This is a genomic window from Tenacibaculum sp. M341, assembly GCF_004337695.1.
In the GTDB taxonomy this organism is placed as follows: Bacteria; Bacteroidota; Bacteroidia; order Flavobacteriales; family Flavobacteriaceae; genus Polaribacter.
Window position 1 is genome coordinate 25,487 of record NZ_SJXJ01000008.1, and the last position, 26,206, is coordinate 51,692.

24 protein-coding genes are annotated in these 26,206 nt (G+C 30.9%); 12 read left to right on the forward strand and 12 right to left on the reverse strand.

Annotated elements, in window-relative coordinates; genetic code table 11:
• Positions 1–8: 8 nt before the first annotated feature.
• Complete coding sequence (locus EYW44_RS10320) at positions 9–686, reverse strand: hypothetical protein (protein ID WP_132723591.1); 678 nt, start codon at positions 684–686, stop codon at positions 9–11.
• 234 nt (positions 687–920) lie between these two features.
• On the opposite strand from EYW44_RS10320, the gene EYW44_RS10325 reads away from it, so the two are divergent.
• From EYW44_RS10325 to EYW44_RS10350, 6 genes are all read left to right on the forward strand, one after another.
• On the forward strand, positions 921–1,535 hold the full coding sequence (locus EYW44_RS10325) for a DUF4230 domain-containing protein (protein ID WP_132723592.1): 615 nt from the start codon (positions 921–923) through the stop codon (positions 1,533–1,535).
• Positions 1,535–1,900 (forward strand): MmcQ/YjbR family DNA-binding protein, encoded by a 366-nt coding sequence (locus EYW44_RS10330; RefSeq protein WP_132723593.1) that lies wholly within the window; start codon positions 1,535–1,537, stop codon positions 1,898–1,900. The genes EYW44_RS10325 and EYW44_RS10330 overlap by 1 nt, the downstream gene beginning before the upstream one ends.
• Before the next feature lie 16 nt (positions 1,901–1,916).
• Positions 1,917–2,453 carry a Crp/Fnr family transcriptional regulator gene (locus tag EYW44_RS10335; RefSeq protein WP_132723594.1) on the forward strand — a complete coding sequence of 179 codons (537 nt, stop codon included), beginning with the start codon at positions 1,917–1,919 and terminating at the stop codon, positions 2,451–2,453.
• 54 nt (positions 2,454–2,507) lie between these two features.
• Complete coding sequence (locus EYW44_RS10340) at positions 2,508–3,068, forward strand: DinB family protein (RefSeq protein ID WP_132723595.1); 561 nt, start codon at positions 2,508–2,510, stop codon at positions 3,066–3,068.
• A 293-nt stretch (positions 3,069–3,361) separates the two neighbouring features.
• Complete coding sequence (locus tag EYW44_RS10345) at positions 3,362–3,913, forward strand: 5-formyltetrahydrofolate cyclo-ligase (RefSeq protein ID WP_132723596.1); 552 nt, start codon at positions 3,362–3,364, stop codon at positions 3,911–3,913.
• Positions 3,906–4,496, forward strand: a complete 591-nt coding sequence (locus EYW44_RS10350; protein ID WP_132723597.1) for a CHAP domain-containing protein — start codon at positions 3,906–3,908, stop codon at positions 4,494–4,496. The genes EYW44_RS10345 and EYW44_RS10350 overlap by 8 nt, the downstream gene beginning before the upstream one ends.
• Before the next feature lie 60 nt (positions 4,497–4,556).
• On the opposite strand, the gene EYW44_RS10355 is transcribed toward EYW44_RS10350, so the two are convergent.
• The 4 genes from EYW44_RS10355 to EYW44_RS10370 form a co-directional block, all read right to left on the reverse strand.
• Positions 4,557–5,000 (reverse strand): hypothetical protein, encoded by a 444-nt coding sequence (locus tag EYW44_RS10355; protein WP_132723598.1) that lies wholly within the window; start codon positions 4,998–5,000, stop codon positions 4,557–4,559.
• Positions 5,001–5,207: 207 nt separating this feature from the next.
• Positions 5,208–5,651 carry a cupin domain-containing protein gene (locus EYW44_RS10360; RefSeq protein WP_132723599.1) on the reverse strand — a complete coding sequence of 148 codons (444 nt, stop codon included), beginning with the start codon at positions 5,649–5,651 and terminating at the stop codon, positions 5,208–5,210.
• Between the two features lie 55 nt (positions 5,652–5,706).
• Positions 5,707–6,315: a DUF1684 domain-containing protein gene (locus EYW44_RS10365; protein ID WP_132723600.1), complete on the reverse strand. Its 609-nt coding sequence runs from the start codon at positions 6,313–6,315 to the stop codon at positions 5,707–5,709.
• Positions 6,316–6,318: 3 nt separating this feature from the next.
• Positions 6,319–7,482 carry a hypothetical protein gene (locus tag EYW44_RS10370; RefSeq protein WP_132723601.1) on the reverse strand — a complete coding sequence of 388 codons (1,164 nt, stop codon included), beginning with the start codon at positions 7,480–7,482 and terminating at the stop codon, positions 6,319–6,321.
• Positions 7,483–7,843: 361 nt separating this feature from the next.
• Here EYW44_RS10370 and EYW44_RS10375 point away from each other — a divergent pair, with 361 nt between their 5' ends.
• From EYW44_RS10375 to EYW44_RS10395, 5 genes are all read left to right on the forward strand, one after another.
• Positions 7,844–9,064 (forward strand): MDR family MFS transporter, encoded by a 1,221-nt coding sequence (locus tag EYW44_RS10375; RefSeq protein WP_132723602.1) that lies wholly within the window; start codon positions 7,844–7,846, stop codon positions 9,062–9,064.
• A gap of 58 nt (positions 9,065–9,122) precedes the next feature.
• Positions 9,123–10,520 carry a glycosyl hydrolase family 8 gene (locus EYW44_RS10380; RefSeq protein ID WP_132723603.1) on the forward strand — a complete coding sequence of 466 codons (1,398 nt, stop codon included), beginning with the start codon at positions 9,123–9,125 and terminating at the stop codon, positions 10,518–10,520.
• Positions 10,521–10,685: 165 nt separating this feature from the next.
• Positions 10,686–11,012: a nucleotide pyrophosphohydrolase gene (locus EYW44_RS10385; RefSeq protein WP_132723604.1), complete on the forward strand. Its 327-nt coding sequence runs from the start codon at positions 10,686–10,688 to the stop codon at positions 11,010–11,012.
• The gene (locus tag EYW44_RS10390) at positions 11,012–11,260 is read left to right on the forward strand and encodes a hypothetical protein (RefSeq protein WP_132723605.1); all 249 of its coding nucleotides are present in this window, start codon (positions 11,012–11,014) and stop codon (positions 11,258–11,260) included. Before EYW44_RS10385 ends, EYW44_RS10390 begins: the two co-directional genes overlap by 1 nt.
• A 230-nt stretch (positions 11,261–11,490) precedes the next feature.
• Entirely contained in the window at positions 11,491–14,970 is a 3,480-nt protein-coding gene (locus EYW44_RS10395) for a reprolysin-like metallopeptidase (RefSeq protein WP_132723606.1), read from the forward strand.
• A gap of 65 nt (positions 14,971–15,035) precedes the next feature.
• On the opposite strand, the gene EYW44_RS10400 is transcribed toward EYW44_RS10395, so the two are convergent.
• Complete coding sequence (locus EYW44_RS10400; RefSeq protein WP_132723607.1) at positions 15,036–15,662, reverse strand: PAS domain-containing protein; 627 nt, start codon at positions 15,660–15,662, stop codon at positions 15,036–15,038.
• A gap of 488 nt (positions 15,663–16,150) precedes the next feature.
• Complete coding sequence (locus EYW44_RS10405; protein WP_132723608.1) at positions 16,151–16,561, reverse strand: hypothetical protein; 411 nt, start codon at positions 16,559–16,561, stop codon at positions 16,151–16,153.
• 288 nt (positions 16,562–16,849) lie between these two features.
• Between EYW44_RS10405 and EYW44_RS10410 the strand changes: the two genes are divergently transcribed.
• Entirely contained in the window at positions 16,850–17,713 is an 864-nt protein-coding gene (locus EYW44_RS10410; RefSeq protein ID WP_132723609.1) for an RsiV family protein, read from the forward strand.
• Between the two features lie 207 nt (positions 17,714–17,920).
• Here the strand turns inward: EYW44_RS10410 and EYW44_RS10415 are convergent, their stop codons facing one another.
• The 5 genes from EYW44_RS10415 to EYW44_RS10435 all read right to left on the reverse strand — a co-directional run bounded on the left by EYW44_RS10415 (position 17,921) and on the right by EYW44_RS10435 (position 26,143).
• Positions 17,921–19,324: an alkaline phosphatase PhoX gene (locus EYW44_RS10415; protein WP_132723610.1), complete on the reverse strand. Its 1,404-nt coding sequence runs from the start codon at positions 19,322–19,324 to the stop codon at positions 17,921–17,923.
• Positions 19,325–19,433: 109 nt separating this feature from the next.
• Entirely contained in the window at positions 19,434–20,933 is a 1,500-nt protein-coding gene (locus tag EYW44_RS10420) for a SusD/RagB family nutrient-binding outer membrane lipoprotein (protein ID WP_132723611.1), read from the reverse strand.
• A gap of 4 nt (positions 20,934–20,937) precedes the next feature.
• Positions 20,938–24,393: a SusC/RagA family TonB-linked outer membrane protein gene (locus EYW44_RS10425; protein WP_165872199.1), complete on the reverse strand. Its 3,456-nt coding sequence runs from the start codon at positions 24,391–24,393 to the stop codon at positions 20,938–20,940.
• A 192-nt stretch (positions 24,394–24,585) separates the two neighbouring features.
• A complete protein-coding gene (locus EYW44_RS10430; RefSeq protein ID WP_132723613.1) occupies positions 24,586–25,545 on the reverse strand; it encodes a FecR family protein in 960 nt (319 codons plus the stop codon).
• A gap of 76 nt (positions 25,546–25,621) precedes the next feature.
• Complete coding sequence (locus EYW44_RS10435) at positions 25,622–26,143, reverse strand: RNA polymerase sigma factor (protein ID WP_132723614.1); 522 nt, start codon at positions 26,141–26,143, stop codon at positions 25,622–25,624.
• Positions 26,144–26,206: the final 63 nt, after the last annotated feature.

Sequence of the window (26,206 nt, forward strand, 5' to 3'; positions counted from 1 at the left end):
TAAATTTATTAAGAAACTAATATTGCTTTTGAAGCTTTTAAATTTGGATACTTTTCAGCTAGTTTCTCAAAAAATGTTTTACAAATTACATTGGCAATCATAGAATCTTCAGTATAACTATTGCTTCCCATTTCATACATTTCAAAAGGTAACACAACTTTATCGTGTGCTTGGATGGTTAACTCTTCTTTATCGCCTTTAAAAGTGATAGCAAATACATTTATCATATTTTCTTCTTTATTTAGCTTTTTGCTAATAGTATCTGTAATACCACTTGCTAAATCAACACCTTTTTTAGGTCCTCTATATTCAATTTTAGCGTTCGATAGTTGGTCTGGAGTAAAAGTTAGATGAGTTTGCAAGTTTCCATCAACATCAGCGTCTACAAAGTGTAAATGATCATTGCTCAATATTAAATGAGAAATGGTTTCTACACGTCTATATTTTGCTTTTACTCCAACAGCAGCCCAAGCCACACTTTTTACAGCGTCAACAGCAGCATTTTTAGCTTTATCTTTAGTCGATATGGCTATACTAGCATCAGTAAAAACGTCTATAGGCTTATCTTTCATCCACTTTTTTAAGTAGTTTAGTTTATCATTAGTTAAATTGTTTATGTGCTTTTCTAAATCTTCTTTTACAGCATTTTCATCAAAATTAGCAGCAATTGCATTAGTTTTTTTCATTGAGTACTTGTAGTAAAAAAAAGACCCAGCACAAAGTACCCCCATAATTAAAATAGATTGAAACATAGTTTTAGTTTTTATATTTATATAGTTCACTAACAAATGTATAAAGGCATTACAGATTTTTTTACAGCATATTAATAAGTGTGTGTTGTTAATATTTATTTGAGGTATTTTTAAGTAAATTCGATTTTATGCCTACAATTATATTTTTAAAAGCTTAATTTCGTAATTATGGAATTATTATTTTTAGGTTTAGCTTTTGGAGCTGTGGTATCTTACTTTATTCTCCAAAAATTTTCTAAAGTAAAAACAAAAAATTTAGCTGAAAGTCAGTCTGTAATTTTATTAGATAAAATAAAAAAAGTAGCAAAGTTAATTACTGTAGAAGGCGATTTTGCTGAAATTTATCATCATGAAGATACACAGGATAAATTTTTAGGATTGATATCTAGTAAGAAGAAAGCAATCATATTAATTAATGCTAAAACCTATATAGGATTTGATTTTAGAAAGATTAAGATGGAAGCAGATCCTAAGAAAAAGGTGATAAAATTAGCTAGCTTTCCAGAAGCAGAAGTATTATCTATAGAACCTAATATTCGTTTTTATGATATTAAAGACGGATTTTTAAATAAATTTAGTTCAGAAGATTTAACAAAAGTAAATCAGGCAGCCAAAGAACATGTATTGCAAAAAATTCCAGAAAGTAATTTAATGCAAGCAGCAAACAGAGAAGCTATTGAAGCCATTGTTTTAATGCAGAATTTAGTGGAAATGATAGGCTGGGAGCTAGATTATTCTTTGTTAGAATTACCAGATGATGTACCAAATAAATTATTAGAATAATGCATATTGATCAACTTAGAGAGTATTGTATTCAAAAAAAAGGAGTAACTGAAGAGTTTCCTTTTGACGAAGTTACATTAGTTTTTAAAGTAATGGGTAAAATGTTTGCTTTGGTTGGTTTAGAGAAATGGGAGCGAGGAGAAACCAAAATAAACTTAAAATGCGATCCTGATTGGGCAGAAGAACTAAGAGGCGAGTATGAAAGTATTAAACCTGGTTTTCATATGAATAAAAAACATTGGAATACAGTTACTTTTAATCATGATGTAGCAGATAGTTTTGCTTTTGAATTAATTGATCATTCTTATGATTTAGTGGTAAAAGGAATGACTAAAAAATTGAGAGAAGAATTAAAAAGTTTGTAAATGTTGATTTTTGAGTATGAGTATACTTGCTACTTTAATATCTAAAATTGATAAAGAGAACCTTTGGCAAAAAGAAGTAACATTAGAACGAAATGAATACTTAAAAGTAAAAGGATCAACAGATACCAATTTATATTATGTGAAAAATGGTAGTTTAAGAATTTTTTTACTTGATGAACAAGAAGAGCAAACTATTAGGTTTGGATATAAGAATAATTTAATTACTGCTTTAGATTCTTTTTTAAATGATCAACCTTCAGATTTTTATATTCAAGCATTAAAAAAAACAACAGTTAAAGTATTAACTAAACAAGATTACTTAGCTTTTATAAACGCTTCTTTAGAGCATAAAGAAATTTGGAATGAAATTTTAAAAAGCTTTGTATTGCAACAAATGGAGCGAGAAAGAGATATTTTAACAACGTCACCAGTAGAGAGATATCGTAGAGTATTGAAAAGAAGTCCACAACTTTTTCAAGAAATTCCCAATAAATACATTGCTTCTTATTTAAGAATGACTCCAGAAACATTATCTAGAATTAAAAAATCTTAATTTCAATCAAGATTTAAACTATTTTTTAGACTCAAATTTGTAATAAAAAAGAACATGGAGTTATCATCAGAACAATTATTACAAGATTTATCAGCATTAACAACGCAAAATAGTAAAGCAATAGCATTGTTAAAAGAACAACCTACAGCAATATTAAACTGGAAAGAAAATGCAGAAAGTTGGAGTATTTTAGAGTGTATAGAACATTTAAACAGATATGGTGATTTTTACATTCCTGAAATAACCAAACGTATACAATCTGCAAAACACAAAAAATCAAAAATATTTAAGAGTAATTGGTTAGGAAGGTACTTTAGCAAGGCAGTAGGTTACCGAGAGGATTTGAATAAAATGAAAACATTCAAAGTAATGAATCCTTTAAATTCTAATTTAAGTGCCGATACGCTTGAAAAATTTCTACATCATCAAAATCAAATCATAGCTTTATTAAATCAAGCAAAAAAAGTAAATTTAGATAAAACTAAAACAGCAATTTCAATATCTAAAATTATCAAATTAAAGTTAGGAGATACCTTTCGAGTTTTAATATATCATAATGAAAGACACGTAAAACAAGCTGAAAGAGTTTTAAATAGCGCTAAAGGAGTTATGTAGGAAACCGTAAACTAAAAAAGATAAATACTTTTGTCAGATCGAGCGCAGTCGAGATCAATGAGTAATACATTAGCTAAATAACCTCTCGACTGCGCTCGAGGAAGACAGACTGATAAATTTTTTAATACTGCAAACTACACCACTGCACACTGCGAACTAATATTTCAGCCAAACAACTTCTCGACTGCGCTCGAAGAGACAGATTGAAATATTTTAAAGACTGCAAACTACATCACTGCATACTGCTAACTAAATTACCGTATACTGCGAACTAATCTCAGTATATTTGTTACATGTACAAAAAGGAATTACGTAAACTATACAAAGAGAAAAGAAAAAGTTTAACAACAGTTGAAATTGAATCTCTTCAAGAAAGTATTTACAAACAAGTTTTTGCATTCGATTTTTCATCAGTAAAAAAGGTGCATATTTTTTTACCTATAGAAAAGCAGGCAGAAATAAACACGTATCCAATAATTTCGTTTTTAAGAGAAAAAGGAAAGGAAGTTGTGATAAGTAAAAGTAATTTTACAAATGCTACATTACAACATTACTTGTTTGAAGAAAGTACTGTTTTAGAAATAAATAAATACGGAATTCCAGAACCAGTTGGAGCAATAGCAATAGATGTAAAAGAAATAGATTTGGTTTTTGTACCGTTGTTAATTTCTGATGAAAAGAACTATAGAGTAGGGTATGGAAAAGGTTTTTACGATCGATTTTTATCTGGCTGTAAACCAAATGTAATTACAATTGGTTTGAATTTCTTTAGTCCAATTGAAAAGATTGAAGATATTAACGAATTTGATATAGCATTACAACATATAATTGTGCCTAATGAGTAAAATAAAACAAGGAATTATAATAATAGTAGCGCTTATTGCATGCTATCGATTATACAGAGGATTGAAAAAGATCAATTTTAATAGTAAATATGAAGTAGGACAAAAAATAGATAGCTTGAATAATGTAATAGTGTATTACAATGGAGGAGTAGATAATGTTGAGAAACGAAATACAAGAGATGGCTACAATCTTGGTTTAGAGTTTCAGTGTGTTGAGTTCGTTAAAAGATATTACTACGAGTATTACAATCATAAAATGCCAGATAGCTATGGACACGCCATTAGTTTTTTTGATAAAAGTATTACTGACGGACAGTTAAATGCAAAGAGAGATTTAATTCAGTATACAAATCCAAGTACATCAAAACCAGAAGAAGGAGATTTATTGGTTATAAAAGGTAGCTTTTTTAATAAATATGGTCATGTTGCTATTGTATCAGCTGTAACCGATGCAAGTATTGAAATCATTCAGCAAAATCCAGGACCATTTTCGCCATCAAGAGAAACATTTCTATTAGAAAAATTAGCTTCAGGAAAATGGGAAATGAAGAATGACCGTATTTTAGGTTGGTTAAGAAAATAAAAAAAGCAGTAACCCTAAAATTACCGCTCTTTTCTAATGTTTACTTCTCCCTTTCTTATATTAAGCTGTAGTGGTTTCTTCTTCATCATCTTCGTTTGAAGAAATGAATTTACTGTAAACAAAATACCCAATTACAATAAGATATATTAATTTACCTCCAATTTTCTTCCACAATGAGAGTGGATTTGAAGAAAGACTCAATTCGTATTTTTCTTTGATTTCAGCTAGTTGTTTTTCATCTACTTCATAATAAATAGACTGATCTTCGTTGGTAAGCACATATTTTCCACCGCTGTTCCAAGCAGGAATAAAAATGATTCCATATTCATTATGTAAATAACCAAGATTTAAATAGCTCCCATCTTGTTGTAAATATTCATCGTCTGGTAAATCTTTTACAAGGGCAATTTTCTCACAAGGAATACACACTGGAATTCCACGCCTTCTCGCATGTGCTTTAAAAGCAAATAACGATATAAAGAATAATAGTATAATTTGTTTCATAGTATATATAATTAGTTAGTTGAACCTCAATATACAAACAAAATTATGTATATACCTGTGTTATAGTAATACTAAATTCATTTTCGTAGTCAATCAAACAATATTTGATGTTAATTAGTTAAAAAGAGTATTTCTTAAAGAATTTCAAACAAAAAAAGGAACTAAAATAAATCAGTTCCTCTTATATATCATATTATTGGTTGTTATTTAAGCATTTTCATCTTCATAAATATCAAATTCAGCATTAATTGCTTTCATAAGTTTAGCATCGGCAAATTGTTCGTCTGTCATTTTAGACAATCTATTCAAGTACAAATCGAACTGACCATTTTTAAAAATAGTCAACATTTTTCCACCTTTTTCACATTTAGCAGCGTGCCAAACATTTGGCGGAACAGTAATGGTATCACCAGGTTTAGCAACCACCGTTTCATCATCAAAAATTAAAGATACTTCACCTTCAAGAATATAAAAAACCTCAGTCATTATTTTATGATGATGCCTTTTTAAATAAAAACCAGGTTTTAAAGTATCTTCTACAAAAGATAATTCACCGTTGGTACGAAGAGAAGAAAGTTTTACAAAACAATGATCTTGTGAATAATTGTAGTTTTCACCTTCGCCATTTCTAATGGTTTCTTGTTTTCTCATATGTATAATGAAGTTTTAAATAATGTAAAATTGATCATTTAAAGATAATGAATTCTTATTTTGTATACTTCATCACACCAGCAGTTACTTCAATATCTAAAAAGTTATTTCGTGGCGTAATAGGACAAGAAAACTTTTCGTTATATGCACAATATGGATTGTAAGCTTTATTAAAATCGATAGTTATAGTACCGTTGTCCATTTCATCAGAAGTTAATACACTAATAAATCTTCCCCCAGCATAAGAGGTTTTACCATTAGTTTTGTCTAAGAAAGGCAAAAACAAATCATTAATATATTCTGGTTCAGGATCGGTGTCTTTGTAAATATCTAATTGTAATTTTTTTCCTTTAATTGTAAAATTAACAACACCATATTTTTTATAAGTAGCAACTCTATCAGTAGTGGTAGGAAAATTAAATACAGGTGCATCTGGTGTTTTAGTTAATTTAGCCACCACAGTAAAAGCGCTATCAATAGGAAAAAATGATAATCCTTTAAAGTTTCGTAAGCCTTTCTTTGTTAGAGGTGAAGTAGAAGCGTCTTTAAACTTTGCATTCATTTCTTTTTGAAATTCAGACTCTCCTTTTAGTTCTCGCTTACCATGAGAAGAGCAAGAAAAAACAAAGTACAATAGGCATAAAACAATAGAATATTTATTCATTATTTAATCAATTAATTTTAATTCTTCAATATCGTTTTTATCAAACATATTTTTTACAGAACCGATCAAAGCTGTTTTCTTTTCTGTTGCTGTTGTTTTCTGTTTAGATTCAAAATGAATACCTAAAGTATTGGCAATACTTTCTAAATGTTTTCGATACGATCTATTTAATAATAACGTAAAACTATCGTCACCATTTTTAATTTTAGAGCTAAGTTTACCTTCTGTAATAGACAAATCGTTGATGTCAATAACTTCTTCAATAGTATTCACAAAAAAACGTTTCTTGGTAAGTACAAAGGTATTTGATTTTTCGGTTAAAGTAGCTATCGTTCCTTTTTTAAACTTCTTTGTTTTTGTAGCACAATACACTCTAATAGCAAAAGTGTTGTTACGCTCTAATAAAGTTGTTTTCTTTTTAAAAAGCTGTAAAACAGGGTGGATAAATAAATAAGAAGTTTTATTGACCATTCGTACGGACTTTCTGTACATACTTAAGGCAATTAAAAAGGTAATTACTGCTAAAATAACAGAGAAAGTAGGGTAAAAAACACTGATTAAAACAAATAAAACAGTCACCACAATTTTAGCTACTTCTAAAATAGAATCTATAAAAGGAATAGGTGATAAGAATATTAAAATATCAATAAAAAAGCGAACAGTAGTTACTACCATTAAAAAGTAAACAGAAACAATTAATACTAAAATAGTTTGTAAGCCAATAGAAAATATACCAGCTTCTTGCACCGCCGGATGTTCTGCTGTTTGTGTAAAAATAGCAGGAGCTATCATTACAATAATATTAATAAAAATAGCTGCATGATTAGATAAATAATTATCTGCTAATCCAATAACAGCAGTAGCTTTATTTGTTTTAAAAACGGTTCCTACCAAAGCTGTAAATAAAAACAAAATACCAAATATTCCTAAAATAAGCCAGTTGTCAAAAAAAGGATTAGTGCCCACAAAATCGTTATGAATACCCATTTTAGATAAAATAGACGTTAAAAAAACGGTTGCATACGGATTAATTCCCATTGGAAGTAACTGTGCTAATTGTGATACCAAACTACTATTAGAATCAACTGCAGCCATAGGACTAGCATGTTGAGCAATTAATAAAAAAGGTATAGAAAGCAATAGTGGTAATAAAATTCTTTTCTTCATTTTGTTAAAGCTGATTTTTCAAGTTGAGTTAAGCAATAATATATGCTTGTTCCCCAAAAATAAAGAATCCAATTAAATTTATACCTAGCAGATAGTATTTTATACATTCAAGCTATCAAAAAGAAAGAATTTTACAAATCATGTTTTGAACTTTAAAAGGGATTGTATATGTTTGTAGTATAATTATTTAAGAAATGACAAATACGTGTACATATAAACAATGGAGATCGGTTGAAAAACCGCCCTTAAGTTGGTCTATGTATGTAATAACGTTATAACAATATAAAATTATACAATTGCTTAAAGTCCGGCTTCACAGCCGGACTTTTTATTTTTACACTAACAACTAAAACTAAAAACTATGAGAAAATTAATTAGAAATTATGTAAACACTTTTAAAGGGCTCTCAACAGAGGTATGGTGGTTGGCTTTAATTACCTTAATTAACAGAGCTGGTACTATGGTAATTCCTTTTTTGTCGTTGTATTTAACTGAAAGTTTATCTTTAACTAAAGGTAATGTTGGTTGGATTATGTCTTGTTTCGGACTAGGATCTGTAGTTGGATCTTGGCTAGGAGGTAAGCTTACAGATAAAATAGGAGCTTATAAAGTAATGAAAACCAGTTTGTTTATAACAGGGCTAATGTTTGTTGCTTTACAGTTTGTTACTACATTCTACGGATTCTGTGTTGGTATTTTTTTAGTAATGCTAGTAGCAGATACTTTCAGACCAGCCATGTTTGTAGCATTAAGCGCATATAGCAAACCAGAAAATAAAACAAGATCGGTTACTTTAATCCGTTTGGCTATTAATTTAGGTTTTTCTGCAGGTCCTGTTGTAGGTGGAATAATCGTAACTTATTTAAGTTACAAGGGGCTGTTTTGGGTAGATGGTATTACATGTGTGTTAGCAACCCTATTATTGATTAAAGTATTAAATCCGAAGAAAGCAAAAACATCAGATGAAATAAAAGTAGAAAATCCAGTTTCAGTATTTTCAGATAAAGCATTTTGGGTGTTTTTTATAGGAATGTTTGTATTCGGATTCATCTTTTTACAGTATTTCTCAACAGTACCATTATACTACAGAGAAGGATATCATTTAACAGAGTTAGAAATTGGAATCTTAATGGGAATGAATGGTTTTGTCATTTTTGTTCTAGAAATGCCATTGATTAAATGGTTAGAAGGAAGCAAATATTCTAAAGAGTATTTAATTTTTATAGGGCTATTTTTAACAGGATTAAGTTTTTGGGTATTAACCATGACCAATTGGGCAGGTGTTTTAGTCATAGGAATGTTATTAATGACCATTGGAGAAATGATATTATTTCCTTTCTCAAATGCCTTTGTAATTGACAGAGCCAAAAAAGGAAATCAAGGGGAGTACATGGCGTTTTATAGTATTGCTTTTTCTGCTTCGCATATCTTCGGACATAATTCAGGAATGCATTTAGCAGAAGGAGTTGGGTTTGATACCACTTGGAACATTATGACGATAGCTTCTGTTGTTGGTTTACTATTTTTACTTTTATTGATACGAATTGTGCAACAAGAGAAAAAGCAAGTTATTAAGAGTTAAATTATAATATTTTAAAGTTAAATTAGTTATCTATTAATGACTATTTAATTCCCTAAAAATGAAAACACTTATTACACTAGTAACCTTGTTGTTACACCTTTCAATGTTTGCACAGTATACCTTTGAGAGTAAAGCTTATGACCATGGAATTTTACCTAGTAATTTCCAAAACTCAGATTTAGAAGCTGCCTATACCGATTGGAAAAGTCGATTTGCTGATACAAATTGTACCAACGGAAGAGCAAGAGTAAAATTTGACGATCCTAACTTTACAGTTTCTGAAGGAATTGCCTATGGAATGTTATTATCTGTGTATGCAGATGACCAAGCATTGTTTGATGGTTTATGGAAATATTACCAAAGCCACACGAATGCAAATGGAGTAATGCACTGGAAAATTCAAGGATGCGATACTGTAAACGGACAAAATGGAGCAACAGATGCCGAATTAGATGTAGCAGTTTCATTAATTACTGCCGGATATCGTTTTGGTAATACAGGAGCTATTAATTATCACCAAGATGCGAGAGATTTAATAGCAATAATGAAGCAGCACGAAGTAGAAGCAAACACGTATGTTTTAAAACCTGGTGATGCTTGGGGTGGTTCTAACAATACCAATCCTTCATATTTAGCGCCAGGATATTTTAGATTGTATGGTGAATTTACAGGCGATACACAGTTTTGGAATAATGTTGCAGATAAGTCGTATGAAATATTAAATGCAAACTTATCAGTAAACAATGCAAAAGAGTGTTTAGTATCAGATTGGTGTAAGGCAGATGGTTCGTATTCAGATATTGTAGGATGGGCATTTAATTCTGGTAAATCATATTATTATGATGCTGCTCGTACTCCATGGAGAATAGCAACAGATTATGTTTGGTATGGAAATGCAGATGCACTTGATTACATGAAAAAATGTGAAAACTTTATAAACGAAGTAGGAGGAATTGATCAAATTACAGCTGGATATCATCAAGATGGAACAGTAATACTTGGTAACTCTGGTACTACTTATAAAGATGTAGTTTTTACAGGAGCTTTTGCTTCAGCATTATTAACAGTAGGAAATCAAAGTACAGTAGACTTTGCATATACAACGACAAAAAGTCAAACGTCAACAGGATACTTTGCCAATACTTTAAGAGCTTTGTATATGTTTACCATGACAGGTAATTTGTTTAAGCCTACTGGTACTTCTTTAAGTACTAGTGATGTTGTGCCATCAAAAGAAAAAGAGATCATTGTATACCCAAATCCTTCTACAGAAAAGTTACATGTAACTAATTTTAAATTAGGAAGTAAAGTAAAGGTATATAATTTATTAGGAAAGCAAGTAATGGAAACATCTGTAAAAGATGAGAATGTAGATGTAATTGATGTTTCTGATTTAACTGCTGGAATTTATTTTATTAGAAGTAACAATGTGAAATTACGTTTTGTAAAAGAGTAGTTTAGAAAACTTATTTATTGTAATTATAAATGCGCCTAATTGATATACTATTGATTAGGCGCATTTTTTATTTCTTTACTTAATTTCTTTCTTCGTAAATTATTATTTATCCATGTATTTTAGTGAATAGATTGTACTATTTTTGAACTTTAAAAACAGGATACAATGAACATACAAGACGCTCAAAAACAAGTAGACGATTGGATTAAAAATCATGGTGTTCGTTATTTTAACGAACTAACCAATATGGCACAATTAACCGAAGAAGTAGGAGAGGTTGCAAGAATTATTGCTCGTAGATACGGAGAACAAAGTGAAAAGGAGAGCGATAAAAACAAAGATTTAGGAGAAGAGTTGGCAGATGTTGTTTTTGTAGTATTATGTTTGGCAAATCAAACTGGAGTTAATTTACAAGAGGCTTTTGATAAAAAATTAGATTTAAAAACGAAAAGAGATCACGATCGTCATCATAATAACGAAAAACTTAAATAATGTCGTTTCAAAAAAATATAACCAAAAAACTTTTTTGGATTAATGTATTAAAAGTGAGTATTCCTTTTTTACTAGCTGTAACTGTATTCTCACTATTATTTAACAGTGCTGGTGATATTTTCTCAGGAGATTTTAAAGCAGTAAATGAAACTCATTTCTCTAATAAAAAGTGGGTTCGTTTTTGGTTGTCAAAAATAGTAATTAGTGTTATCTATGCTATTTATATGGTGAATAAACGAATGAAATAGAGTGATTTAGTAAATGTTAAAAAAACGAGGTTCTGATGTTAAGAATCTCGTTTTTTTTGCGTTTTTGTAAATAAGATACTTCTCAAATTACATATCTAGGGCTTTTTAATTAGGTCTCAAGTTAAAATTTTATTGTTTTGATAAAAATTCAAAATTTTAATAAAAAAAATGAATTTATGTTAAATAATACTTAAATTCGTGATTGAAATCATTGAAAAACCCTTTAAAAAATGAAAAACAAGTTACTCGTAGCCATGTTCATGGCTAGTACTGCCTTATTTTCTCAAAGCAGTAATTTTTGGAAAAAAGAAACCGCGTCCAAAAACTCAGCAAGCAAGTCTGCAATTGAGAAAAAACTCCCTACAAAAAATGTGTACAGTTTAAACATTGACGCATTAAGAAATGCCTTAACAGCAGCCCCACAAAGAGGCGTTGCAAGAAAGTCAGATTTAATTATTTCTTTCCCTAATGAACATGGAGTTTTAGAAAACTATCGTGTTTTTGAAGCTTCAGTATTACATCCAGATTTAGCAGCTAAATACCCAGGTATTAAGTCGTATGCTGGGGTAAATGTAGATAATGCAGGAGACAGAATTCGTTTTAGTATTTCTCCTGAAGGATTACAAAGTATGCGTTTAGGTGTTGATAAATCAACTGTATTTATTGAGCCTTACTCTACATCAGCACAAACCTATGCTGTTTTTAGTAGAGCAGACAAACCAAAGCGTATTGGTGGAATGAACTGTTCAACAGAACCAGAAGTGCACAATCATGCAGAAAAATCTGGAGCTGTTAAAAGAAATGCAGACGATGGAATTTTAAGAACTTATCGTATTGCAGTTTCAACAACAGGTGAGTACGGATCTTATCACGGAGGAACGGTAGCAGGTGCTTTAGCAGCTATCAACTCAACTATGACAAGAGTAAACGGTCTTTACGAATCTGATTTTAATGTTACTATGATTGTAGTAGCAAATACAGATGATGTAATTTACACAAATGCGAATACAGATCCTTACACAGGAAGTTTAAATTCGCAATTACAAAGAACATTAACCAATGAAATAGGAGAAGCAAATTATGATATAGGACACTTATTTCATAGAGCATCTAATAATGGTAATGCAGGATGTATTGGTTGTGTTTGTGTTAATGGTAGAAAAGGTAGTGGATTTAGTGCTACAACAATTCCTGAAGGAGAAGTGTTTGATGTAGATTATGTAGCTCATGAAATTGGTCATCAATTTGGTGGAAATCACACATGGACTTTTGGAGGTAACGAAGGAACCAATGTACAAATGGAGCCAGGTAGTGGATCAACTATTATGGGATATGCTGGTATTACAGGTGCTACTGATGTACAAGCAAACAGTGATCCTTACTTCCATGCAGCTACTATAGAGCAAATTACTGACTATATTAAAACAACTTCTTGTCAAACTGATACAGCTACAGGTAACAGTGTACCAGTGGTAAATGCAGGAAGTAATTATACCATTCCAAGAGGTACTCCTTTTGTGTTAACAGGTTCAGCAACGGATGCTAATAGCGGAGATGTATTATCATATTGTTGGGAGCAAGTTGATGAAAATAATGCATCAACAACAAACCCTAGTGCAACAGCTACTTCAGGTGTAGCATTCAGATCATATGAGCCAACAGCAAGCACATCAAGATATTTCCCGAGATTAGAAACTGTAAAAACAGGTGCTACATCATGGAGATGGGAAGCAGTACCTAATGTAAACAGAAATTTAAACTTTAGATTAACGGTAAGAGATAACAGAGCTGGTGGAGGAACTAACAATAGTGATGATATGAGAGTAACTGTTAACGCAAGTGCAGGACCTTTTGTAGTAAATTCACCAAATACAAGTGTTAGTTATGCAGCCGGTAGTGTACAAACTGTAACTTGGAATGTAGCTGGTACTACAGGTAATGGGGTGAATGCAGCAAATGTAGATATTTTATTATCTACAGATGGTGGTGATACATACCCTATTACATTGGCTAGTGGAGTAACAAATGACGGATCTCAAGATGTTACAATTCCAAATCAAACAGGAAGTCAAAATAGAATTATGGTAAAAGGAAGTAACCATATTTTCTTTGATATTTCAAATGCGAATTTTACAATTACAGGAGCAGTTGCATGTAATGCAACGGTTCCAACAGGAGTTTCAACTTCAAGTGTTTCAAATAATGGAGCAACTGTATCTTGGAATTCTGTAGCTGGAGCAACTTATGGGGTAAGATATCGTCAGGTAGGTACTACTTCATGGACTACTAATAGTGTTTCTGGTACTACCACTACATTATCAGGTTTATCAGCAGCAACACAATACGAAGTACAAGTACGTAGCCAATGTACAAGTAGCAATTCAGCATATAGTTCTTCAGTAAGTTTTACTACTACCGGAGGAGGTGGTGGTGGTTCTTGTGAATCATTACCTTACAGCGAAAGTTTTGAAACAAATGATGGTTGGACACAAGTTACTGGAGATGATGGTAACTGGGTTAGAGATGCTAATGGAACTCCTTCAAGTAATACAGGACCAGCCTCAGCTACTGATGGTAGTTTCTATATGTTCTTAGAGGCTTCAAGCAATGGAAGTACAGGAGAAATAGGAGCAAATGCAACTGCAATTTTAGAGAGTCCTTGTTTTGATTTATCTGGTGAGTCTTCAGCAACCATTACATTTAGCAATCATATGTTTGGTAATAATGTTGGTTCATTAACATTACAAGCCTCTACTAATGGAAGTTCTTGGACAAACCTTTGGACAGATTCAGGAAACAACGGTAACCAATGGAATAATGTATCTGTAAACTTAAATGCTTATGTAGGTGGAAATGTTAGTTTAAGATTTGTAGGTGTTACTGGTAACGGATGGTCTAGTGATATTGCTATTGATAACATTGAAATTAATGGTGGAGGTACTACTACACCAGGATGTGCTTCATTAGATTTTAACAATTTTACAATTAATTCATTCTCTAATCAAGATAGTGCGGGTAACTTCTCTATTGGTGCGGGTGGTGATGCATTAACATTAACTAACAATACTTGGAAATCTATTGATTATGATTATACAGTAACTGCAAATACAGTAATCGAATTTGAATTTAGCAGTACTTCTCAAGGAGAAATTCACGGTATTGGTTTTGAAAATGATAATAACTTAACTTCTAGTAGATATTTTAAATTACACGGAACACAAAACTATGGTGTTACTAATTTTGATAACTATACTAGCGGAACAAGAACATATGTAATTCCTGTAGGAGATTCATATACAGGAACTATGGATAGATTAGTGTTTATTAATGACAATGATGGAGGATCTGGAAATAACTCTACGTTCTCTAACGTAAGAATTTACGAAACATCTTGTGCTAGAAGTACAGCTCGAACTGAAATTGTTTTTGGTGAAAGAGTTGATGTATTAGGAAACGAGGATGAAGGTGTATTATCTTCTTTAAGATTTGCTCCAAATCCAGTAGCTAAAGGAAGTGTGTTAAAAGTATTATCGTCTGGTAAAGACATGTCAAATACTTCATTTGCTATTATTAATATGTTAGGACAAACTTTAAGTACAGGAACTTTACAAAAAGGTGAAATTAGTACAGAAAAGTTAAATCCAGGAGTGTATTTAATTCATTTAACAAATGACTTTACCAATACATCCGAACGTATTATAGTAAAATAAATGTATTTATTATAAACGATAAAAGAGACTCTGAAAAGAGTCTCTTTTTTTGTAGTATATATAGTTTACACTTCAAAGGTTCCATGAAAGAACCAATTAAGCCCTTTTTGTAACACCGTATTTTTTTCTTTTGGTGTTTCTTCTATTGTTTCTTGCTTCTTTAACTCTTCATTAAATAAATGGAGGATAAAGTCGTTGTAATTTTTTCCAGTTTCTTCTTTTAAATAAGCATTAAAATAAAGTTCGCTCGCTTTTTCATTTTTTTGTTGTTCAATCTCTAAAAGAGTTTTGTATAAAGGGGCTATTTTAGTCACAACACTTTCAGGAACAGCTTTTCTTCTGGCAGTATAACCGGCAATTTCTCCAGCGTCATTAGTATCAATAGTAAAATCGGTAATCACCCAATAATATCTACCAGATTTGGTTAGGTTTTTTATAATAGCATGAAAGTTTTTGCCTTCTTTTAAATGCTGCCATAATACTTTAAAAATAACTTTAGGCATATCGGGGTGCCTTATCACATTATGGGGTTCGCCAACAATTTCTAGTTTGCTGTATTCACTAGTGTTGCTAAAAGCATCATTAGCATATAATATGGTTCCAAATAGGTCAGTTTTACTAACAATAACCTGACTTTTGTCCCATGTAATCTCTTCATCTAAAATTTTCGGGGGTCTTAAAACAGTATTCATTTGTTCTTTTTTAGAATTTGTACATGTAAATTTCTGAGAAAGTCCGTTTTTAAAGAATGATTTTTATCATGTTTTAAAATAAATGAATTCCTATTTTATGTATATGGTTTTAAAGTAAAGTTATGTGGTTGATTGTTAGTTGTTATAAGTGTGTTTGCTAGTTTTTATAATCTCCTCTGTCTTGTAATATTGCATTGGGCGTTCCTTACAGGTCGGGCTTTCCGCAGTCGCTTTTAAAATGTATGTTATATACATTTTAAAGAGCTCCAACAAATGCTCCAATCCCTAACGCAATTAGTTTACAGTTTGAATGTTTTTTAATAAAAAATAATACTACCAGTATCTAAGTTGTGAATCTTACATGTAGAGTTTAAAGTAAACAAAAAACCACAACACTTTTAAAAATGCTGTGGTTATTATATTTAGTTATTGTTCTTGTTTGCCCAAATATGCTTACTCATACCCGCCACTAGAAAGGATTCTAGCCATTACTTTGTAATTCTAGGACCAGCAGGAGTGTTTCTTAAAAAATTCATTACCTCTATAGAGCCTTTATAATATTTACCCTTATACATTATAGTACCGTTTCTACTTATAAATAATTTATGAATTTTTCCTCCTTCTTGTTTCAAAAGCACTTTGGTTCTAATATCTATACTTTTATAACCATTTAATAAACGCCCAATATTCAAATCTACTGCTTTGACATCAAAGGCAATAACTTTTTTTTTATCATTAAAAGCAGAATCAAAACGACTCTCTGAATAAACTCCTATTCTAGTATCTAATTCATTTGGTAATAAAACAGCTTCTATTCTTTCAACATTATTAATGTATTCAACAGATGAACAATTAAAACATAATACGACTATTAATATGGTTAAAATTATCTTATTCATGATACATAATATTTTTTTACGTTTAAATCTGTTATAGCGGATATATACCTTTTCTCGTCTAAAAAAAGCAAAACTATTCAATAAATTAAAGCAAAGCAGTTTATTTATTACTAATATGAGTTAACATAGTTGAACTATTCAGTAAAATAATGGTTAGCGCTCGACTCCTGTCGAGTGATTTGTTAACTAAATTTATTCATTCGGGTGCTAGCTGGTAAAAACTATGATTTTGATCATTTTTTAGTAATACTTAGGTATATACTTTTACCATTATTAAATATATAAATTATGAGAATTGTATCTTTTTTAATGATAGTACTATTAATTATTGGGTGTAAAATAGATAAAGAACTTACTCAAAGCTCTGTTGAGATTAGAAGTAAAGATTCATTAATTGTTTCTGATACAGTTACCGTTCAACTTAACTCAAAAGAATTACAGCATAATATAAAAATCAATCCAATAAAATCAGATTTAGATGATAGTAATATCATTAAAGATTATGTGATAAACAGACAGTTTTATAAGAACACAGATAATTATATAATTGATTTTTGTTATCCACAGTTAGATGAAAATTATAATCCGAAATTTGAGCTTTTTAATGATTTTGTAAAGAATGAATTAATGCAACTTTCTAAGATAGAACAAAACATTTTGGAGAGTCAAGAGTTATTATGTGATACATTACAAAAGAATCTTATAAGAGAACACAGAATTGCAGAGTATAAGATTTATCAGCAAAAAGAAACACATATTAGTGTGCTCTTTTATTTAGAGAATCATTATGCAGAAACTAAAGGAGCTTATTATACTTTTAAAACAGTAAATTTTGATAAAATTAAAGGCAAGCTACTTTATTTTGAAGATTACTTTTTACCAGGAAGTTTATCAGAAGTTCATGATATCCTAAATTCAGAAATTAGAATTCAAAAAGCAAAAGGAGATTTGTTTTACGAGTGTTTTGAGGTGGGTTTAGAAGATTTTAAAATTGCTAAAAACGACTTTGTAATTAATGATGATCATATTGTATACTACTTTAATGATTGTGTAATGTGTCCTTCTTTTGTAGGAACATATTGCATTGAAATTCCTCTAGAAAAACTTAAGTCAGTATTAAAACAAAACTGGTCTAATCGTTTTGTTTTTTAAATCCTGTTATAACAGATTTGTAATTCGTGAGTTTATATACTCTAATGATTTTCTTATCTGTTTACAGAAAAATAAAAACCACAACATTTCTAAAAATGCTGTGGTTATTATATTTAATTATTTTTTTTAACTTAGAATTTAATCCCTTTTGATTAAAAATTGTTTAACAACACGGAATTCATAAAAGGGGGAAATTAAGATGTTTTTTTAGATAAACTTTTCCCACGGACCAGTAATTGCTAAGGTATGACCACTCTCTTGAACGTTTACAAATAGGGTTTTTCCAGTAGGAGAAAATGTTAATCCAGTTAATTCAGAAGTAGAACTTTTATTGCAAGCAAACGTATAGTGATTTCCTTGTTTATCGATTCCTCTAATATGGTTAAGTTCTCCATTATCTTCACATAAAAAAAGATCTCCCCATGGGGTAATGTTTAAATTATCACACATATGCAATACAGTTTTGTCTTCAGATTCAGCATAAAGTTCTAAAGTTGCAGGAGTATTAGCTTCTTCAGAAGTGCCCTCAGCTTTAGATAACTTATACCTAAAAACTTGTCCAAAATGATTAGGTCCTCCATTGGTACAGGCAAAATATAATTCGTTCTCTCCCATCCAAATTCCTTCACCTCTTGCAAATCTTGCTGCACCTAATTCAAAACCACGAAAGCGTAAATCGTCTTCTTTAGGATCTACATTATCAATAGGAATCCAATACACTTCCATAGGTTTATTTTTAAGAATTTTAGGACTTTCCCAGTTTCTAGTATCTAAACTTTTTTCTGCTGTTATTGCAAGCACTTCGAGTTTGCCTCCTTTTTGTAAATTCTCTTTTTCATTCGGTATAAATCGATATAGCAAGCCATCAGGTCTGTCTTCTGTAAGATAGATACAACCCGATTTTGGGTCGACTGCTACGGCTTCATGGTTAAATCTTCCCATGTCTTTTATAGGAACTGGAGTAATCATTTCTTTGACATTCATAGGAACTTCAAAAACATATCCATGATTTTTTTGAATTTCATTCCCATTAGCCATAGTAACATCTTCTTCACAGGTAATCCAACTTCCCCAAGGAGTAATACCTCCAGCACAGTTTCTGTACGTACCAGCTAAACTCATAAATTCATCGACTACGTTCCCTGTCTGTTCATCATAAACTAGGGTAGTAGTACCACCTAAACCAACTATAGCTCCATTTCCAGCATCGTATAATTTGTCTTTTATAGTATCTGTAAATAATTTGTTGTCATTTCCAAAAGGACTATTTTCTAATGGAATGGGACTATTTTCATGGTTTCGTATAATAATAGTTTTTCCCGATTCATCTAAAAAAGTTCCCATACCATCAGGTCTACCAGGAACTAAGAAACCATCGGACATTTTGTTCCCTTTTTGAGAGATAATTTTATACTGAAATCCTTCTGGAAGATCTAAATATCCTTTAGGATCAGGGATTAAATTTAAAGAACCGGTTTTAGTTGTTTTGTTAGAAGAATTTCCTTTTTTGTTTTCTGAATTACAACTAAGTAATAGAGTTAAACCTATAGAGGTTAAAGCTGTTTTTTCAATAAAATGTCTTCTTGTATACTTGGTGTGTTGACTAGACATGATTTTAAGAAATTAGTTTATGTGTGTATTTATAGTAGTATATGTTCAAAAATTAGGGAGTACTACAAAGAGGTACTCCCAAAATCTTTGACGTTAAATTATTATGTATTTAGTTTACATCCCACCAAACCTTAGCTTGTGGAGTGTTATTTCCGTTTAAAGGAGCTCTGTTGATCGCAATATCTGCATTTGCTTGGTTTTTATCAGTCGTTTTACTTGAATAAAAATAGCGGGTAGGTATTTGAGTAGCTACAACATCAGGACCTAAAGATAATGTAGGGAAATTCATACGTCTCCAAACAGCATATCCTTCAAAACCGTTGTTTACTTGGTCTAACCATCGTTGGATAGCAATATGAGCTATTTGATTAGAAGCAAAATTTGTAACGGCGTCGTTAATATAAGCTGTACTTGTAGCTGAAGAAACATCAATTCCATAACGCTGTAATGAAGCATTTATTCCTGTTCGATAATAATCAGCAGCGTTACCTGAAATCATACCTCTGAAAGCAGCTTCTGCTTTGATAAAGTTGATTTCTGCAAAGGTTAACAACCAAAATGTATTTAAGTTTTTAAAATTATCACTTAATAAAGAACGATCATCACTTTCTGTGATATCAGAAGCTAGACCAACAGGTTGTCCTACAAACTCAGGAGTTCCAGTAGCAACAGAATTTGCAGTTGGAGATAATAACCAAGATAAACGAGGATCTTCTACAGTACTAATAGAATTTACACCACCATTTCCTTTCATAATTTCCACTACAGTTTCTGAAATTCTAATTTCATCAATAACAGGATTTGAATTATCAAATGGCCAATTATTAATTGAGTTATAAGAAAAACTAGGCTCATCTGAAATAGAAGTGAAAACAGGATTGTTTGTTGGGTTGTTAAAGATATCTGCAACTCTAGCTGATACATTGGTAGCTTCTGAAATACGTAATAAAAAACGTAATCGTAGAGAGTTAGCAAACTTTCTCCAAGCTAATTTGTTTCCAGAAAAAAGTAAATCTCTGCTAGGATCAATGATTTCTGTAGCAGGAGAATTGGCTAGTACACTATTTGCATTTTCTAGATCAGTTAGCATTGTGTTATAGATTTCTTCTTGAGCATCATATGTAGGAAATAAATAACGATCTTCCAATTTAAATCCTTGTCCTGCATCTTTGTAAGGAATATCTCCAAACAAATCCGTCAGTTGAGAAAGTATATAGGTTTTTAAAATATTAGCAATGGCTTGATAGGTTTGATGATTTTGGTTTTCTGCTTCAAATTTTAGTAACTCAACATTTCGTAAAGCTCCTCCATTTTCAGAATAGAAAATTTCCCAAGTTCTTCTAGAAATAGCATCGTCATCTTGTGTTAATGTTCCTTCTTCAGAGTTTTTAATAGCAAATTGTTGTGCAAACTGACCAGGAACTTGATATGAGTTGATACTTTGTCCTATAAATCCAGGTACAATAGCGCCAAATAATAAGTCTAAACTAGGTCCTTGGTTAGATTGATTAGGATTAGTATTAATTTCTTCAAAATCTGTAGTACATCCTTTTATTAAGAATACTACGCTGAATAAAATAGTTAAAAGTTTATATTTTTTAGTTGTCATTTTCTTAGAAATTAGCGGTTAGTGAAAATCCAAATGTGCGTGCTGAAGGAAGTGCAAAAAACTCTCCTCCAATCAATTCACCACTATAACCAGCAGCTTCAGGATCTATATGAGGAACGTTGTCCCATAATAAAAGATTTCTTCCATATATTGTAAATGATGCGTCTTGAATTGAAAGTAGATCAGTAAAAGATTTTGGAATCTGGTAAGCAAGTTTTACTTCTCTTAATTTTACAAAAGTTCTGTCGAAAGTACCTATGGCATCATTATCAAAATAACGTCTGTATACGTTTTGAGTTCTTGCTGCAAAATTAGCAGGAGTAGTAGAGCCATCTGTTTTGTCTAAAAAAGCACCATTTAGTATTACCCAATGTTCTCCTGGCGTAACAGTTTGACCTTCGGCTATAGCTTGAGATGCTGCAGCTTGAGCATCTCTTTCAAATACTTGAGTAGATTCTATTAATGAACCAAAATTATTTCCAATAACAAATGTTCTTGAATGTACTTGTCCTCCCTTGTTTATGTCAAATAAAAAGCTGAAATTAAGATTTTTATATTTGAAAGAGTTGTTGATTCCACCAATCCAATCTGGATTTGCATTTCCTATCAATGGCTTTGCTTCAGCAACTAAACTACCTACATCATCAGATTCTTCCGAACGACCATCAGGTCTAAAAATCTGTAATCCTGTACGTCCTAAATTTCCGTTCTCATCAACTCTTAATAGGTAATCGCCGTAAAAATCGCCATAACTCCCTCCATTTACAATATCTAAATTAATCCATCGCTCAGCTAAAGTAATACGATCGCTTTCACCAATTTGAAAATCTTCTATCTTATTCGTGTTCTTTGCCCAGTTTAACGTAAGATCCCATTGAAAATCCTCATTTTTAATTGGCGTTATTGTGGTAGAAAGTTCAATACCTCGGTTTTTAATTTTTGCAGGAACATTAATTGTTCTTTCTAAAAAACCACTTTCTGTTGCCAAAGGCACAACAGCAATTTGATTCGTATTTTGAATACTATATACAGAAGCATCAAAGAATAATCTGTTGTTAAACAAGCTACCTTCAACACCAAATTCATAAGACGTTATGTTTTCTGGCTTTAATTGTGTATTTCCTAGCGTTTCGTTTACAGTATTTGCAGTAATTCCTTCTACAGAACTTCCATTAATACTAACACTATTTGTTTGATAAGGATCTGTATCATTACCTACTTCTGCATAACTAAACCTAGTTTTTAAATATTCACCACTATCTCCTAAATCCAAATCTAAAATATCAGATACAATTCCACTTAAAGAAACAGAAGGATAGAAAAAAGAGTTGTTATCTAAAGGTAAAGCACTAGACCAATCGTTTCTTCCAGTAACATCTAAAAATAGATAATCATTAAATCCTAGGGATACACTACCGTAAATACTATTAATTCTTTTGTGAGATGAAAAATTATTTGCAATTACTGGAGATCTACTATTTGATATATTGAATACTCCTGGTACCACTAAACCATCAATATCAGTACTGGCTCTTAACTCTTCATATCGTTGATCTAATCTGTTAGCCCCTGCAATCACTTTTAAAGAGACGTTTTTAATGTCTTTTTTATAAGTGAAAAGTATATCAGTATTATTTTCTTGATAGAAGATATCGGCTTCAGAATAAAATCCATTGGTATATGGAAAATGAGAAAATGATTTTTTACTAGTTCGTTTATCTCTATAAAAATCTAACCCTGTTCTAAATTGCATAGAAAGGTCATTTGTAATCTCATAATTGAATTTGAAATTACCAAACAAACGATTTCTAGAATTACCATTTAGGTTTTCATAAGCTAAGAAATATGGATTATTAACTGTTCTATCTGATGTTGCTTGTCTAACATTAGTTTGAAAAGGTTCCCAATAATTTTGTAAGTCATTTAAGCTTTCATTGGTTCCAGTTTGAAGGAAAGCAAATAAAATATTAGACGGATTTTTAGCTCCTATTTCAGGACGATTATCACTACCACTATTAATGTAGTTAAAACTTGTTCCAATAGAAAGTTTAGAACTTAAATTATAGTTTGAATTTAAACTTAATGAGTTTCGTTCTAAGTCGGTATTAGGCACCATTCCTTTTTGATCTAATCTACTGAATGATAATCTGAAATTTCCATCTTCATTTCCTCGTGTAATAGATAGGTTATAATTATGTGTAATTCCTGTTTCTAAAAAATCACCAATAGGATCAGAACCTAATCTATTAATCCACGGAATATTTCTTGGAACCGCAGGATTGTTAGGGTTGTACTGTGGAATATTCTGACCAGAAAATCTAGGTCCAAAATTTCTTCTAGAATTCGCATTTAGGTTAGGGAAACTATATAGACCATTACTACCTTTTCCAAATTGTGTTTGAAATTCGGGAGTTTTTAGAGCAGTTTGTATAGAGGTATCAAAAGTTAAAGAGATTCCTAACCCATTTTTTTGTCTTCCTTTTTTAGTTGTAATTAAAATAACACCATTGGCAGCTCTAGCTCCATAAAGGGCAGATGCTGTAGCACCTTTTAGCACTTGAACTTCTTGGATGTCTTGAGGATTTATTTCTGCAGCTGCATTTCCATAATCAACCTGAATCTCACCATCAGTACCACTGAATTGTCCTTCTCCAAAAAAACCACTTTGATTTGGATTAGATGGTCCACCAAATGACCTAGTAGATTGGTGTACTTCATTACTAATAGGAATACCATCCACTACAAATAACGGTTGATTTCTTCCAGAAAGAGAGTTATAACCACGTAAAACAATTGTAGATGACGATCCAACATTACCACCAGTATTGGTAATTTGCGCTCCTGCTATTTTACCACTAAAACTGCTTAATAAATTAGGCTCTGCAGTTTGTGCAATTTCTGTACCTGAAATTTTTTGAGTAGCATATCCTAATGTTTTTTTTCCTCTTTTAATGTTTAATGCAGTAACAACTACTTCATCTAAACTTTGAGAAGCTTCTTCTAAAACAATAGTAAATTCTAAATCATTTGTAATAGGTACTTCTTTTTTTATGTAACCTAAATATGAAACAACTAATGTTGTAGCATTTTCAGGAAGTTTAAGTGTAAAAGTACCATCCAGTCCTGTATTAATACCTACAGAAGTTCCTTTTACTACTACACTCGCTCCAGGTAAAGTTTCTCCAGTTTTATCTACTACTTTACCTTTTATGATTTTATCTTGTCTAGTGTTTTTTTGAGTAGATTGATTTCTTATAATTACATCTTTATTTTCTACGATGTATGAAAAGTTAGCTTTGCCACCTAATTCATCAAGTATCTTAGCGATACTTGTGTTTTTGTAAATTGCATTATATACTTGTTTATCTTTGGTAATATTATTTCCATAGGTAATATTAAATTGTGTTACCTTTGATATTGTAGTAAAAATTTGTTGTAATGTAACATTTTTTTTATTCAAGGATATCTTTGTTGTATTTATGTTTTGTGATACACCATAAGAAAAAAATGTACAGAAAGTAATTGCTAATGTTAGCAGTTTCGTTTTGTTTTTTAATAACGATTTCATATGCTTTATTAAGTATTGATTCATTGATATTTCGATGCTTAAATATTAGGGTCTGGTGCGAACAGGCCCTTTTTCTTTATAGTTTTATTTAGATGTTATTTCAATCATATTTTTGTGTATTTTAAGTTGAACTTCATTTATGTAATTAATTCTCTTAATAATTGTTTGTAGAGAATCTTTGGTATTTAATCTAAGTGAGTAGAGCTTTTTAAGTTTTGCATTTTCATCTTTAAAAAATACCGGCATCTTGTATGTCTTTTCTAAATACTTACTAAATTGATTCATAGATACGCTATCAATAATAGCTTCATTATGAATCCACATAGTATATAAAGCGGTGAGAGTTTCTCTTTTAATAAGTGATTTAGAATTGGAGTTGTAAATAACTTCTTGATTAGGAATAACGTCTATAAACTTATCTTTTGCTGCAACTCTTACAGCACCCGTAGCTACAGAAACTTCTACTAAACTATCTATAGTATTAATATTAAAAGAAGTACCTAAAACTGTAGTTAAAACTTCTCCAGATCTAATAGTAAAAGGCTTTTTCTTGTTTTTAGTAACTTCAAAAAAAGCTTTTCCTTTTAATTTAGTTTCTCTTTTTGATGCTCCAAATTCTGACGGATATTCTAAAGTACTTTGACTTGCTAACCAAACAGATGAATGATCTGGTAATGTTATTTTTTTAGCTAAAGCAGTAGTATTTTTAATAGATATCCATTTAGGGGTATTTCTATTATATTTCCATAAAAAGAATAAATTAAGAAGTAAAGCAATACTGGCAGCAACTCCAATAATTCGCTTGCGTAGAATTTTTTTATTTGAAACAGTTGCTTTTGAATTGATTTCTTTTTCAATAGCTGACCATGTTTTTTTTGAAACAGTAAGATTAGTATGGTTCTCTTCTATGATGTTTTCAAACTCTTGTGTAAGATGTTTTTGAACAAGTTGATCTTGCTGAAGTAGTATTTTTAGTTCGTTTAATTCATCCTCAGAACACGAATTATTTTGTAATCGTTCTAACAGGTAATTCAATCGTTTCATTAATTTCTTTTTGTATAAAGAGACAAATGCACAAAAAATTACTTAGTTGTTAATGTTAAGCAACGGTTAAGGAATGTTAAACAATCTTTTTTAATCTTAAAATGGCCTCTCTTAAGTTTGATTCTACTGTTCTTTTTGAAACTTTAAGCTCTTGAGCTGCTTCTAAATATGATAATCCTTGTAGTTTTATGAGTTCAAAAACACTACGTTGTTTTTCGGGAAGTTTACTCAAAATATCTGAAATTTTGATTTCGTTAGCAGCAATACCTTTTATAATTATTGGATCTTTTTCATTATTCAGTGTACGCTGTTGTTCAAAAATTAAATTGGCTTGTTGTTCAGAAATCTTTCGTTTGTAATTTTTGACTAGTTCAACACGAATAACTTTAAATAAATAAGCCTCAAAGAAATGTTGCTCAGGTTTAATTTTACTTCTGTTTTCCCAGAGTATTATATAAGCTTTTTGGAGTATTTCTTGAGAAAGATCTTTATCATGTGTTTTTGAAAAAATGAAGGTATAGAGCCTTTGATGAGTTTCATAATAAAAACTCTCAAAAGCTTTTTGATTTCCTTCAATTATTTTTCTGATATTTCCCATGAATCAGCGCCAAAAATAGATTAAAAAAGAAAGTTGTTTATTAATTTATTGTAAAGTAAACTT